Here is a 13685-nt window from a genome sequence, read left to right as displayed (position 1 = left end):
CTAACGGGATTACGGGAGTTACTACTTGGTGAGGTGGTCGGGGCCGAAGGCCTGCGGGAGCATCCGGGACAGCGGGAGGATCCCCTCCGGGGTCTCAAGCAGCAGCTCCGGGCCGCCGAACTCGTACAGCAGTTGCCGACAGCGGCCGCAGGGGACGAGTACCGCGCCCGCGCCGTCGACGCAGACGAAGTGCGTCAGCCGGCCGCCGCCGGTCAGCTGGAGCTGGGAGACGAGCCCGCACTCGGCGCACAGGCCGATGCCGTAGCTGGCGTTCTCCACGTTGCAGCCGGTGACGGTGCGGCCGTCGTCGACGAGGGCGGCGGCGCCCACGGCGTACCCCGAGTAGGGGGCGTACGCCCGGGACATCGCGTCCCGGGCCGCCGTGCGCAGCTCCTCCCAGTCGGCCCCGGTCACTTGCCCTGGCCCTTGCGGTACTGCATGCCGTTCGCCCTGGGCATTCGCAGCCGTTGCGCGGACAGGGCGAGGACGACGAGGGTGACGACGTACGGCGTGGCGGAGACGACCTGGTTGGGGACCTCGTTGGTGCCGGCGTACCAGGCGAAGACCAGGGCGCCGATGACGAAGGTGATCGCGGCCTTGACGTACTTCTTGCGGATCACCAGCCAGATGGCGCCGGCGACCAGCAGCAGCGCGCCGAGCAGCAGCAGCGCGTGCACGTTGGCGGAGCCGCCGCGCAGGTTGAGGCTGTCGGTGTAGCCGAAGAGGCCCGCGCCGATGGCGAGGCCGCCCGGCATCCAGTTGCCGAAGATCATCGCCGCGAGGCCGATGTAGCCGCGGCCACTGGTCTGGCCCTCCAGGTAGAAGGGGTTGGCCACGATGGAGAGGAAGACACCGCCGAGACCCGCGAGGCCGCCGGAGATGATCACGGCCAGGTACTTGTACTTGTAGACGTTGACGCCGAGGGACTCGGCGGCGATCGGGTTCTCGCCGCAGGAGCGCAGGCGCAGGCCGAACGGGGTGCGCCACAGGATCCACCAGGTGGCGGGGATCAGGGCGACCGCGATCAGGGTGAGCCAGGAGACGTCGGTGACCAGGCCGCCGAGCAGGCCCGCGATGTCCGAGACGAAGAACCAGTGCTGGTCGTTGAGGCTGTCCAGCCAGCCGGACAGGCCCGGGATCGAGAAGTGGCCGAGGGAGTCGACCGGCGGGGACTGCTTGGCCGAGCCGCCCTGGTGGCCCTCGAAGGCGAGCGGCGCGAGGTAGCGGGTGGCGCCGAGGGCGAGGATGTTGATGGCCACACCGGAGACGATGTGGTTGACGTTGAAGGTGATCGTGACGATGGCGTGCAGCAGGCCGCCGAGGCAGCCGCCGATGATGCCGACGAGGACGCCGGTCCAGGGCCCCCACTGGAAGCCGGCCCAGGCACCGAACCAGGTGCCGAGGATCATCATGCCTTCGAGGCCGATGTTGACGACGCCCGCGCGTTCGGCCCACAGACCGCCGAGACCGGCGAGGCCGATCGGCACGGCGAGCTGGAGGGCGGTGGACATCTGGCTGACGTTGGTGATGCCGTTGGCGCCGGTGATCAGGCGGACGATCGAGGTCAGCGCCAGGGCTCCGGCGATGACCAGGAGCAGCACGGGCCACGACATGCGGCGGCCGGTCCGTGGTGCGTGCTCCAGCGACGGCTGGTTGACGTCGGTCGCTGTGGTCGGAGCGGTCATCGGCCGGCCACCTCCTTCTTCGAGTTGTCGGTGGCGCCGAGGACGTGACCGGCGGCCAGCTCCGCGCCGACCCGGCGCTGCTGGCGGCGCAGGCCCCACTCACGGACGGCCTCGTAGGAGACGACGACCGAGAGGACGATCAGGCCCTGCATGATGACCGCGATCTCCTTGTCGTAGCCGTGGAAGTCCAGCTCGGGCGAGGCCTTGTCGAGCCAGGCCCACAGCAGGGCGGCGAAGGCGATGCCGACCGGGCTGTTGCGGCCGAGCAGGGCGATGCCGATGCCGAGGAAGCCGATGCCGGTGGGGAAGTTGAGGCTGTAGGTGTGCGTGTCGCCGAGCAGGATCGGCAGGCCCGCGAGACCGGCGAGGCCGCCGGAGAGCAGCATCGCGGTGAGCACCATCCGCTTGGGGCTGACGCCGCTGGCCGCGGCGGCGGACTCGGAGGCGCCGGAGGCGCGCAGGTCGAAGCCGAAGCGGGTGCGGTTGAGGACGATCCAGTAGCCGATGCCGAGGAGCACGGCGAGGATCACCAGGCCGTAGACCTCGCCGGAGGCGCCCATGTCGATGCCGGGGACCCAGCCGGACTCGTGCATCTCGCCGGTGGTGTTGTTGTTGCCGATCTTGACGCCGAAGACGTCCGGCAGCCACAGGTAGCCGATGACGGAGGTGGCGATGGCGTTGAGCATGATCGTCGCGACGACCTCGCTGACGCCCCGGGTCACCTTGAGGACACCGGCGATGCCGGACCAGAAGGCGCCGGTGAGGACGGCGGTCAGGAGGAGGAGCGGGATCTGGAGCGCGGCCGGCAGGTTGGCGTGGGCGCCGACGATCGCGGCCATCATGGCGGCGAGCTGGTACTGCCCGTCGACGCCGATGTTGAAGAGGTTCATCCGGAAGCCGATGGCCACCGCGAGGGCCGCGATGTAGTACAGCGACGCCTGGTTGACGATCAGGACCTGGATGTCGGAGAACCCGGCCTGCTCGAACATGAGGGCGAACGGTTCGACCGGGTTCTTGCCCGAGGCGATCAGGACGATCGCACTGAGCACGAAGGCCACGGCGAGCGCGATGACCGGTCCGGCCACCGCGAGGAGCACGCGCTCCTTGTCGAACTTCTTCATCAGCGGGCCTCGTCTTCCGGAGACTCGGGGGACTCAGGGGCCTCGGGGGACTTGAGTGACTTGGACGGCTGGGACGGCTTGGACGGCTGAGACGGCTGGGACGACTCGGCGTTCTCCTCGTCCTCCAGGTGTCCGGAGGCCGCGCCGGTCATCGCCGAGCCGAGCGCCTCGGGGGTGATGGTGGCGGGGTCGGCGTCCGCGACCAGCTTGCCGTCGTAGATCACCCGGAGGGTGTCGGACAGGCCGATCAGCTCGTCCAGGTCGGCGGAGATCAGCAGCACGGCCAGGCCCTCGCGGCGGGCCTCGCGGATGTGGTCCCAGATCGCGGCCTGCGCGCCGACGTCCACGCCGCGGGTGGGGTGGGCGGCGATGAGGAAGCGCGGCTTGTGGCTCATCTCGCGGCCGACGATCAGCTTCTGCTGGTTGCCGCCGGACAGCGAGGCGGCGGTGACGTCGATGCCGGGGGTGCGGACGTCGTACGTCTCGACGATGCGGCGGGTGTCCTGCTGGGCGCTCTTCAGGTCCAGCCAGACGCCCTTGCTGTTGGGCTTCTCGGTGACGTGGCCGAGGATGCGGTTCTCCCAGAGGGGGGCCTCAAGGAGCAGCCCGTGGCGGTGGCGGTCCTCGGGGATGTAGCCGACGCCCTGCTCGCGGCGCTTGCGGGTGGGCAGCGCGGTGATGTCCTGGTCGAGGAAGCGGATGGAGCCGGAGTCGGCGTGGCGCAGCCCGATGAGCGCGTCGACCAGCTCGGTCTGGCCGTTGCCCTCGACGCCGGCGATACCGAGGATTTCACCGGCGTGGATGGTGAAGGAGATGTCGTCGAGCAGGGCCTTGCCGCTGGGCGCGGCCAGGCGCAGCGTGTCGACGGTGAGGACCGCGCGGTCGGTGACCGTGGACTCCGCCGTCTCAGGGGTGGGCAGCTCGCTGCCGACCATCAGCTCGGCGAGCTGGCGCGGGGTGGTCTCGGCGGGGACGGCCGTACCGACCGTGGTGCCGCGCCGGATGACGGTGATCTCGTCGGCGACCGAGAGGACCTCGCCCAGCTTGTGGGAGATGAAGATGACGGACAGGCCCTCGGCCTTCAGCTCGCGCAGGTTGTCGAAGAGGGCGTCCACCTCCTGCGGCACCAGGACGGCCGTGGGCTCGTCGAGGATCAGCGTGCGGGCGCCGCGGTAGAGGACCTTGAGGATCTCCACGCGCTGGCGGGCGGCGACGCCCAGCTCCTCGACCAGGAGGTCGGGCTTGACGCCGAGGCCGTAGCGCTCGGACAGCTCCTTGATCTTGCGGCGGGCCCTGGCGCCGATGCCGTAGAGCTTCTCGCTGCCGAGGACCACGTTCTCCAGGACCGTGAGGTTGTCGGCGAGCATGAAGTGCTGGTGGACCATGCCGATGCCGCGGACGATCGCGTCGGCGGGCGAGGAGAAGGCCACCTGCTCGCCGTCGACCGCGATGGTGCCCTCGTCCGGCTTCTGCATGCCGTAGAGGATCTTCATCAGCGTGGACTTGCCGGCGCCGTTCTCGCCGACGAGGGCGTGGACGGTGCCCTTGTGGACGGTGAGGTGGATGTCGTGGTTGGCCACGACTCCGGGGAAACGCTTGGTGATCCCGGCGAGTTCGACGGCGGTCACCGGTTCGTTGACCGCCGCTCCGGCCGGAGGGCTGCTGGACGCGTTGATGGCGCACTCTCCTGGGGACGGGGGCCGTCTACGCGCGTAGCGCCCCTACGGCATCTAAAAGCGGCGGCACATCGACGCGACGGGGTACGGGGAGGGCGACTTCGAGGACGCTCTCCCCGTACCCCGCCGTGCGGCCGGGCCGGCGCGGTTACACGCTGTTCGAGGTGTTGCTGGTGCTACTCAGCCGTTCAGCTGCTCTTGACCTTGATCTCGCCGCTGATGATCTTCTCCTTGGCCGTCTTGATGGCTGCCTGGAGCTCGGCGTCGTCCGCGAACTTCGGGTTGGAGTCCGAGAGACCGACCTCGCCGGACTTCAGATCGCCCCGAACGATACCGGTCTCCGGCTTGCCGTCCTCGACCGACTTCGAAAGGTTGTAGACGGCCGAAGCGACGTCCTTCGTGGCCGAAGTCAGGATGTAGTCCTTGTACTTCGCGAGGGCTTCCTGCTTGTACTGGTCGGAGTCGACGCCGATCGCCCAGACCTTGTTGGCGGCGGCGGCCTCGATGACGCCCTGGCCGGAGAGACCGGCCGCCGCGTACACGACGTCGGCCTTCTTCTCGATCTGGCCCTCGGCGGCGGTCTTGCCCTTGTCGGGGCTGGAGAAGCCGCCCTCCTCCGCGGTCTGCGTGAGGTACTGCGAGATGACCTTGATCTTCGGGTCGGTGTCCTTGACGCCCTGCTCGTAGCCGGCCTGGAACTTGTGGATCAGCGGGACGTCCACACCGCCCACGAAACCGACCGTGTTGGTCTTGGTGCTCTTGGCGGCGGCGACACCGGCGAGGTAGGAGGCCTCCTGCTCGTTGAAGACCAGGTCCGCGACGTTCTTCGCCTCGATCGTGGCGTCGTCGACGATGCCGAAGGTGGTGTCCGGGTACTTCTCCGCGACGTTCTTCATCGCGGAGGCGTAGGCGTAGCCGATGCCGACGACCGGGTTGTAGCCCTGCTTCGCCAGCGAGGACAGCCGCTGCTCCTTGTCGGCGTCGGTCTCGCCGTCGGTGGGCTCGACGTCGGCCGTCTCGTAGCCGAACTCCTTCTTGGCCCGCTCCAGACCGGCGTACGCCGCGTCGTTGAAGGACTGGTCGCCCTTGCCGCCGACGTCGTACGCGATGGCGAGACCCTTGTCCCCCTTGGACTCCGAACCGGAGTCGGTCGAGGTACCACCGCAGGCGGCGAGGGCGAGGGCCAGGGAGGCGGTCGCTGCGCCTGCGACCGTGATCCGGGAAATCCGGCGCATGTCTGGTGCTCCTGTCGTACAAGCGCCGGGGACGGTTCGGCTGCGGCGCTGGCTTCGCCGCAGATTAACGCGCGTAGACCTGCCTGAAAACCCCTTCTGTCCACCTTGTTATCCGCCCGTGAGCAAGGACCCGCGAATGGGGGTACGGGGCTTGCCGGACGCAAACGGGGGGTGGCGGAGGGTGACGCCTGGCGGCGGAGCCCGCGGAGCACGGAAGCGGACGGGCACCCGGAGGTGTCCGTCCGCTTCGTGAGGGTGTGTGCCGGGAGCGTGGTTACTCCGTCGCGACCTTGATGGAGCCGTCGACGATGCCGGCCTTGGCCTTCTCCACGGCCTCCTTGGCGCCCGGGACCTCGGCGAACTTCGGGTTGCTGTCGGACAGGCCCACGCCGTCGGACTTCAGGTCGAAGGTGTGGGTGCCGGTCAGCGGCTTGCCGTCCTCGACGGACTTGGCCAGGGCGAAGACCGCGCCGTCGATGTCCTTGAGGGCGGAGGTCAGGATGGAGTCCTTGTAGGCGGCGAGGGCCTCCTGCTTGTACTGGTCCGAGTCGACGCCGATCGCCCAGATCTTCGCCTTGGCAGCGGCCTCGATCACGCCCTGGCCGGAGAGACCGGCCGCCGCGTACACGACGTCGGCCTTCTTCTCGATCTGGCCCTCGGCGGCGGCCTTGCCCTTGTCGGGACTGGAGAAGCCGCCCTCCTCCGCGGTCTGCGTCAGGTACTGCGAGATGACCTTGATCTTCGGGTCGGTGTCCTTGACGCCCTGCTCGTAGCCGGCCTCGAACTTGTGGATCAGCGGGACGTCCACACCGCCCACGAAGCCGACGGTCTTGGTCTTGGTGGCCTTGGCGGCGGCGACACCGGCCAGGTAGGAGGCCTCGTTCTCGGCGAAGACGAGGGACGCCACGTTCTTGCCCTCGACCACGGAGTCGACGATGCCGAAGGTGGTGTCCGGGTACTTGGCGGCGACGGCCTTCATCGCCGGGCCGTAGGCGAAGCCGACGCCGATCACGGGGTTGTAGCCCTGCTTGGCCAGGGAGGTCAGGCGCTGTTCCTTGTCGGCGTCCGTCTCGCCGTCGGTGGGCTCGATGTCGGCGGTCTTGTAGCCGAACTCCTTCTTGGCCTGCTCCAGACCGGCGTACGCGGCGTCGTTGAAGGACTGGTCGCCCTTGCCGCCGACGTCGTAGGCGATGGCGAGGCCCTTGTCGTCACCGCCGTCGTCGCCGCTCTCGCCGCTGGTGCCGCCGCAGGCCGTGGCGGCGAGTGCGAGCGACGCGACCCCCACCGCGACGCGGATCAGTCTTGATGTCCGACGCATCTGAAGCTCCCCATTCTCCAAAGCCCCGCAGCGGGCGCTCGGTTCGGCGCACAGTAACGCGCGTAGAAACTCCTGGGAACGGGGTTGCGCGGCGCCGTTATCCATTCGTGCCGCTGGCCGATCACGCCGGTGCGGTTACGTCACGGCTACTGCACGGCGTCGATGATGGCGGCCGCGGTGAACATCTCCACGCCGACCGTGATGGCGTGTTCGTCCACGTCGAAGTCGCCCTGGTGGAGGTCGCGGACCGTGCGCTCGCCGGGCGGGCGGACGCCGAGGCGGGCCATGGCGCCGGGCACGTGCTCCAGGTACCAGGAAAAGTCCTCGCCGCCCAGGCTCTGCTCGGTGCCCTCCACGGCGTCGGTGCCGCGCCGGGCGACCATGGCGGCCTGGAGCAGCTCGGTGCTGGTGACCTCGTTGACGACCGGGGGGACGCCGCGGACGTAGGTGATCTCGGACTTGGCCCGGTACAGGTCGGCGATCTCGTCGATGGCGCCCATCACCAGGTCGGGCGCCTGCCGCCAGGCGTCCAGGTCGAGGCAGCGCACGGTCCCGGCCAGTTCGGCGTGCTGCGGGATGACGTTCGGGGCGTGGCCGGACTCGATCCGCCCCCAGGTCAGGGCGAGCCCGCTGCGGCTGTCCACGCGCCGGGCGACGAGCGGCGGCACGTCGGTGACCACCCGGGCGGTGGCGGTGACCAGGTCGGTGGTGAGGTGCGGGCGGGCGGTGTGGCCGCCGGGGCCGTTCAGGGCGATCTCGAGGCGGTCGCAGGCGGAGGTGATCGGGCCGACCCTGAGGCCGATCCTCCCGGCGTCCACCCGGGGATCGCAGTGCACGGCCAGGATGCGGCGCACCCCGTCGAGCGCACCGCCCTCGATGGCGTCGGCGGCGCCGCCGGGCAGCACCTCCTCGGCGGGCTGGAAGACCAGCCGCACGGGACGGGGCAGCAGGCCCTGCTCGTGCAGGGCGGCGAGCACGAGACCGGTGCCGAGGACGACGGTGGTGTGCACGTCGTGCCCGCAGGCGTGGGCGCGGTCGGGCACCTGGGAGCGGTAGACGCACTCGCTCTTGGTGTCGGGGATGGGCAGGGCGTCGATGTCGGCCCGCAGGGCGAGCATGCGGGGCCCGCCGGACCACTGGCCCGAGTCGGTGCCGGTGCCGATGTCGCAGACGAGCCCGGTGCCGATGGGCAGCACGCGCGGCTTGAGACCGGCCCGCTCCAGCCGTTCCTTGATCGCGGCGGTGGTGCGGAACTCCTGGTTTCCCAGCTCGGGGTGCATGTGGAGGTCGCGGCGGAAGGCCACCAGCTCCGCGCGCAGCGCGTCCGGCAAGGTGCCGGGCAGCGCGGCTTCACCGGGAGTGTCGGCCTCGGACTCTGGGGACATCAACACGTTCACCCTTTGCAGCGTAGGGCTCCCGGGCGATCGATGGACCCACGATCAACAAAATTCAGCCCGTTAGGGGAAGAAAACTCGGCCGCCCCACGCATAGCCATCATCTCGCTTGGGTAAACTTGGCCGCCCTTCCGGCCGAGCCGATCATGAGATCACCGGGAGCGGCCCGACCGCTCCACGGCACCCGTCCTCTTCCCACGGTTACCACGCGTGGCCCGCTCCACGCGCCCTATCCCGCGCTCACCACCGCCGACAGCCGGTGCACGTCCCGTGCCGAGCCGGTGACGCCGCTCAGGAATCCGCGGGCCCGCGGTGAGGCCGACTCGGTGAGCCAGGCGGGGTCGATGTCGCAGACGGCGACGCGGACGTCGGTGCCGGCCAGGGCCAGCGGGAGGGTGTGGACGACGGTGGAGGGGAAGCTGAGGACGGTACGGCCGATCGGGCCGCGGCGGGCGATCAGCTCCAGCGGGAGGTCGGGGCGGACGATCTGCAGGCCGGTCTCCACGGCCAGCCGGTGCAGCTTCACGGCGCTCTCGCGGCGGTGGGCGAAGTAGCGGGCCGCCCCGTGGCTCTTCGCCAGGGCGCGTACGGCGTCCACGTAGCGGTCGGCGTCGACGACGCCGGTCTCCACCAGGGAGGTGCCGACCATGTCGGCGCCCTTGGTGATGCGCGGCGGGCCGAAGCGGGAGCGGGTCCAGGCGAAGTCGTTGGCGGTGACGGTGACGCCTTCGGGGACGTCATCGATGGGCATGGAGGAGAAGACCGAGACCTGCCGGTCGGGGGTCGGGGTGAGGCGGTGGCGGGCCGATCGGGAGACGGGGGCGAAGAGCAGGTCGCGCGGGCCTGGGCGGCTGCCCTTGCGGTGCCAGCGGACCAGGCGTTCGCCGTGGGCCAGCTGGGTGACGAACTCCATCGTGGCCGTGCCGTCGTCGACGACGACGAGGTCGTGGGCGCGGGTGATGGTGAGGAGCAGTTGTACGTAGCGGGAGAACGGGTCGCCCATGACGATCCGGTCCGCCTGGCGCAGCGCGGTGGTCAGGCCGCCGACCGTGCGGAAGGGGGCCGTGGCGCCGCCGCGCGCCTCCTCCCAGCGGATCTCGTGGCCCTCCTTGCGGGCCAGTTCCGCCATGCGGCGCAGCTGGCCGCGGGTCATCGGGTCGACGGGCGAGAGGACCACGAGGGTGAGCTCCGCGCCGGGTGCGCGGGTGTGCGCCCACTCCAGCACGTTCAGCAGTTGTACCGGGCTCTCGACGAAGGCGAGAGTGCGGGGGCCGGCGTTCCCGGCGCGGGGGCTCATCGGTGGGGGACCGTCCCGTGGTGAGTGACTCGGTGGCCGGGGATCAGACGGTGACGGGCTCGCCCGCGGCGGCGGCGATCTCCGCCTCGGCGACGACGCCGGTGACGCGGCGCAGCTTCTTCATCGGGCCGAGCTCCGAGTCGTAGACCTTCTTGACGCCGTCGCCGAGGGAGGCCTCGATGGTGCGGATGTCGCGCACCAGGCGGGTCAGGCCCTGCGGCTCGACGGAGGCGGCCTGGTCGGAGCCCCACATGGCGCGGTCGAGGGTGATGTGGCGCTCGACGAAGGCGGCGCCGAGGGCGACGGCGGCCAGCGTGGTCTGCAGGCCGGTCTCGTGGCCGGAGTAGCCGATCGGAACGTTCGGGTACTCCTGCTGGAGGGTGTTGATGACGCGCAGGTTCAGCTCCTCGGCCTGCGCCGGGTACGTCGACGTGGCGTGGCACATGAGGATGTTGTCGCTGCCCAGGACCTCGACCGCGTGGCGGATCTGCTTCGGGGTGGACATGCCGGTGGAGAGGATGACCGTCTTGCCCGTGGCGCGCAGGGCGCGCAGCAGCTCGTCGTCGGTCAGGGAGGCGGAGGCGACCTTGTGGGCCGGGACGTCGAACTTCTCCAGGAAGGCGACGGCCTCGGTGTCCCACGGGGAGGCGAACCAGTCGATGTTCTTGGTCCTGCAGTAGTCGTCGATCTGGCGGTACTCGTCCTCGCCGAACTCCACCCGGTGGCGGTAGTCGATGTACGTCATCCGGCCCCAGGGGGTGTCGCGCTCGATGTCCCACTGGTCGCGCGGGGTGCAGATCTCGGGGGTGCGCTTCTGGAACTTGACGGCGTCGCAGCCGGCCTCGGCGGCGGCGTCGATCAGCTTGAAGGCGTTCTCCAGCTCACCGTTGTGGTTGATGCCGATCTCGCCGGTGACGTAGACGGGGCGGCCGGGGCCGGCCTCGCGGGTGCCGAAGGTGCGGATGCGGGAGTTGGTGCTCATGGCAGGGGGTTCCTTACTTGGACTGGGTGAGCGTGGGGGTGGTTTCGAGAGCGGGGCCGAGGGCGTCCAGGGACGGGCCGAGCAGCCAGGTCGCGATCTCCCGTACGGCGCCTTCGCCGCCGGGGACGGTGGTGACCGCGCGGGCCGCGCCGCGTACGGCGTCGTGGGCGCTCGCGACCGCGACGGGCCAGCCGACGAGGGCGAAGCACGGGAGGTCGTTGACGTCGTTGCCGACGTAGAGCACGCGTTCGGGCGCGATGCCCTGTTCCTCGCACCACTGCTTGAGGGCGAGGTCCTTGCGGTCGATGCCGTGCAGCACGGGGAGCTTGAGCTTGCGTGCGCGGGCGGCGACGACCGGGTTCACCTCCGTGGACAGGATCAGCATGGTCAGGCCGCTGCGGCGCAGGGCGGCGATGCCGAGTCCGTCGCCGCGGTGCACGGAGACGAACTCCCGTCCGTCGGAGTCGATCAGCACCCGGTCGTCGGTCTGGGTGCCGTCGAAGTCGAGGACGACCGCGTCGATGTCGGCCGCGGTCGGCAGGGCGCCGGGCCGGGCCGTGTCGAAGTGCGGGGCGAGGGCGCGGGCGCGGGCCAGGTCGTGCGGGTCGTCGATCTCCAGGACGCGCGCCGGGTCGGTGCGGACCAGTTCGGTGCGGCCGAAGAAGCGGTGCTGGTGCTTGCGGAAGCCGGGGGCGGCCATGGCGTAGGCGGCGCCGGTCTCCAGCAGGTCCTGGGGGCGGTCCTGGCGGCGGGGGCGGTACGACTTGTCGTGGTTGACGCCGTGGCCGCCGTCGGCCCCGCCCGGTCCGTCGGCGCCGTCCCGCCAGACGAAGCCGTGGAAGGGGGCGACGGTGACGGCGGTGTCCGCGCCGTCCCCGACGACCGCGCCGGCCACCCCGTCCACGTCCTCGCGGACCAGGAAGGGGCTGGTGCACTGGACGAGCAGCACCACGTCGACGGCGGCGCCGTGCAGGGCCTCGTGGGCGTCCATCGCGTGCAGCACGGCGGCCTCGGAGGTGGCCGTGTCCCCGGCGATGGCGGCGGGGCGCAGCACCACCTCGGCGCCGGCCTCGCGGGCCGCGGCGGCGATGGCCTGGTCGTCGGTGGAGACGACGACGTCGGTCACGAGGCGGGCGGCGAGGCACTCGCGTACCGCGCGGACCACCAGCGGGACGCCGCCGACGGGGGCGAGGTTCTTCGCGGGCACTCCCTTGGAGCCGCCGCGGGCGGGGATCACGGCGAGCACCCGGCGCACCGAAGCGCCCGGACTCGCTTGACTGTTGGGCATGGAAACTGCTCCTTGCGCAGGTGTCGCGGACGCCACGGACGGGACCGCAGGGCTCTCGGCTGACGGGTCGGGCCCGGAAACTGCGACGCCCCCGGAAACCGGAACCGACCCGCCCACCGGGACGGACCCCGGCACCGGGACGAACCCAGGGGTCGAGGCAGCGCCGGAAACCGGGAGCGGCGCCGGTGCCCGGGTCGGAGCCGCGACCGGGAGCGGTGCAGGTGTTGGGGTCGGGCCGGGAGTCGGGGACGTCACAGCTCCCCCATCCGGCGGATCACCGGGGCGACCCGCTGGACGCCGTGCCGGTAGGCGCCGCGGGCCGCGCGGCGGACGACCTGGCGGACCGGGCCGGGCGCGCGGTCGGCGGCCGGGGCGCCGGGCAGCGGCGTGCCGTCGGGGGCGAGGTGGTGGCGGGCGAGGATGCCGGGGAGGTAACCGGGGGCGGTGGCGAGGGTGTAGTAGGGGGCGAGGGGCGGCAGGCCGCCGGGCCGGTCCAGCAGGGCGGCGATGCGGGCGCGGGCCTCGTCGAAGGCGCTCTGGTAGCCGCCGTCCGCCGCGACGCCCTGCCGGGCGACCCACTCGGGGTCGGGGGCGGGGCGGTGGCCGGCGTCGAGTCGGTCCCAGGAGGCGAGGCAGCCGGAGCCCACGAAGTGGTGGTTGCCGAGCGCCTCGCGCACCCCGAGGTCGCTGAGGACGACGGTGGGGATGCGGCGGTGCAGGGATTCCAGGGCCGCGGTGGAGCTGATGGTGACCAGGAGGTCGGTGCGGTCCAGGACCTCGCCCATGTGCCCGTAGACCAGGCGGAAGTTGGCCGGCGGGTCGGCCCGCTGCACCAGCTTCTGGTAGGGCAGCTCCTCGATGTGCGTGGTGTGTTCGCCGGGCCTGGAGCGCAGCTTGAGCAGCACCTCGCGCTCGGGGTGCAGCCGGGCGTGCCCGATCAGCCGTTCGAGGAGGTACGTACGGTCCCTGCGGCTGTCCGGCACGGAGGGCTGCGCGGCGAAGACCACGGTGTAGGGGCGCTCGCCCCCGTCGCCCGGCTCACCGGCGTAGGCGGCGCCGCCCAGGAAGGGCAGGGCGACCTCGGTCACCGCGGCGGCGTCGGCTCCGACCCCCTCGTACACGGTGCGGAAACGCTCCGCGTCCTGGCGGGAGTTGGCGAGCACGAGGTCGGCGCCGTGGCGCAGCAGCAGGCCGTCGGCGAGCTTCTCGTAGACGACGCCGACGTATCCGGTGACGACCACGGGCCGTTCGGCGCGGTCCTGCCAGACGCGGCCCAGCCCGTGCAGCATCGCCTGGACCCCGCCGCCGACCAGGGCGAGGACGAGGATGTCGTAGGAGTCCTCGCCCCGCGCCTCGTCCATGGCGCGCAGGAACTCGACGGCGGTCACCTCGCGGAGCGAGTCCGCGCTGACGCCGACCTCCCGCAGCTGGCGGGCGGTGGGGGTGGCTCGGCCGCGCAGGAGGTAGCCGTCGAGGTGGATCTCCGGGTCCCCGGGGCGGACGCGGGTCGCGGTGAGCGCGCCCCATTTCCACCGGGTGTCGGAGTCCGCCAGGACGGCGACTCGCAGGGCCTTCGTTGCACTTGCTGGCACGCCGTAAACGCTAGGAAGCCATTTCTAGGAACCGCCCAACCGGAATCCAACAAAGGGTGAACAGCACGTCGCCGAATGGGGAATCGGCCGGCCCTGG

11 protein-coding genes are annotated in these 13685 nt (G+C 71.2%); all 11 read right to left on the bottom strand.

Translation table 11 applies throughout. The features are described 5' to 3' along the window. Nucleotides 1–21: 21 nt before the first annotated feature. On the bottom strand, nt 22–414 hold the full coding sequence (locus ACFV9J_RS02705) for a cytidine deaminase (protein WP_385348717.1): 393 nt from the start codon (nt 412–414) through the stop codon (nt 22–24). Beyond that, nucleotides 411–1685 carry an ABC transporter permease gene (locus ACFV9J_RS02700; RefSeq protein ID WP_385348714.1) on the bottom strand — a complete coding sequence of 425 codons (1275 nt, stop codon included), beginning with the start codon at nt 1683–1685 and terminating at the stop codon, nt 411–413. Before ACFV9J_RS02700 ends, ACFV9J_RS02705 begins: the two co-directional genes overlap by 4 nt. Continuing rightward, entirely contained in the window at nt 1682–2806 is a 1125-nt protein-coding gene (locus tag ACFV9J_RS02695) for an ABC transporter permease (protein WP_385348711.1), read from the bottom strand. The genes ACFV9J_RS02700 and ACFV9J_RS02695 overlap by 4 nt, the downstream gene beginning before the upstream one ends. Then, complete coding sequence (locus tag ACFV9J_RS02690) at nt 2806–4434, bottom strand: ATP-binding cassette domain-containing protein (RefSeq protein ID WP_385348708.1); 1629 nt, start codon at nt 4432–4434, stop codon at nt 2806–2808. The genes ACFV9J_RS02695 and ACFV9J_RS02690 overlap by 1 nt, the downstream gene beginning before the upstream one ends. Before the next feature lie 236 nt (nt 4435–4670). After that, complete coding sequence (locus ACFV9J_RS02685) at nt 4671–5717, bottom strand: BMP family protein (protein WP_385348705.1); 1047 nt, start codon at nt 5715–5717, stop codon at nt 4671–4673. Nucleotides 5718–5991: 274 nt separating this feature from the next. Next, nucleotides 5992–7035, bottom strand: a complete 1044-nt coding sequence (locus ACFV9J_RS02680; protein WP_385348702.1) for a BMP family protein — start codon at nt 7033–7035, stop codon at nt 5992–5994. Nucleotides 7036–7181: 146 nt separating this feature from the next. After that, nucleotides 7182–8420: a M20 family metallopeptidase gene (locus tag ACFV9J_RS02675; protein WP_385348699.1), complete on the bottom strand. Its 1239-nt coding sequence runs from the start codon at nt 8418–8420 to the stop codon at nt 7182–7184. 238 nt (nt 8421–8658) lie between these two features. After that, a complete protein-coding gene (locus ACFV9J_RS02670; protein ID WP_385348696.1) occupies nt 8659–9726 on the bottom strand; it encodes a hypothetical protein in 1068 nt (355 codons plus the stop codon). Nucleotides 9727–9769: 43 nt separating this feature from the next. Then, entirely contained in the window at nt 9770–10708 is a 939-nt protein-coding gene (locus tag ACFV9J_RS02665; RefSeq protein ID WP_385348693.1) for an N-acetylneuraminate synthase family protein, read from the bottom strand. Nucleotides 10709–10721: 13 nt separating this feature from the next. Further along, a complete protein-coding gene (locus ACFV9J_RS02660; RefSeq protein WP_385348689.1) occupies nt 10722–11996 on the bottom strand; it encodes a cytidylyltransferase domain-containing protein in 1275 nt (424 codons plus the stop codon). Between the two features lie 251 nt (nt 11997–12247). Continuing rightward, complete coding sequence (locus ACFV9J_RS02655) at nt 12248–13588, bottom strand: DUF6716 putative glycosyltransferase (RefSeq protein ID WP_385348686.1); 1341 nt, start codon at nt 13586–13588, stop codon at nt 12248–12250. Between the last annotated feature and the right edge of the window lie 97 nt (nt 13589–13685).

The sequence above is a fragment of the Streptomyces sp. NPDC059906 genome, assembly GCF_042730645.1.
GTDB classification, from domain to species: domain Bacteria; phylum Actinomycetota; class Actinomycetes; order Streptomycetales; family Streptomycetaceae; genus Streptomyces; species Streptomyces rubrogriseus.
This window is presented reverse-complemented; position numbering and strand designations above follow the sequence as displayed.

Bases quoted from the DNA above. Each gene is read 5' to 3' on its own strand.
- ACFV9J_RS02700 (WP_385348714.1), bottom strand. From the start codon at position 1,685: ATGACCGCTCCGACCACAGCGACCGACGTCAACCAGCCGTCGCTGGAG.
- ACFV9J_RS02695 (WP_385348711.1), bottom strand. From the start codon at position 2,806: ATGAAGAAGTTCGACAAGGAGCGCGTGCTCCTCGCGGTGGCCGGACCG.
- ACFV9J_RS02685 (WP_385348705.1), bottom strand. From the start codon at position 5,717: ATGCGCCGGATTTCCCGGATCACGGTCGCAGGCGCAGCGACCGCCTCC.
- ACFV9J_RS02680 (WP_385348702.1), bottom strand. From the start codon at position 7,035: ATGCGTCGGACATCAAGACTGATCCGCGTCGCGGTGGGGGTCGCGTCG.
- ACFV9J_RS02675 (WP_385348699.1), bottom strand. From the start codon at position 8,420: ATGTCCCCAGAGTCCGAGGCCGACACTCCCGGTGAAGCCGCGCTGCCC.
- ACFV9J_RS02670 (WP_385348696.1), bottom strand. From the start codon at position 9,726: ATGAGCCCCCGCGCCGGGAACGCCGGCCCCCGCACTCTCGCCTTCGTC.
- ACFV9J_RS02665 (WP_385348693.1), bottom strand. From the start codon at position 10,708: ATGAGCACCAACTCCCGCATCCGCACCTTCGGCACCCGCGAGGCCGGC.
- ACFV9J_RS02660 (WP_385348689.1), bottom strand. From the start codon at position 11,996: ATGCCCAACAGTCAAGCGAGTCCGGGCGCTTCGGTGCGCCGGGTGCTC.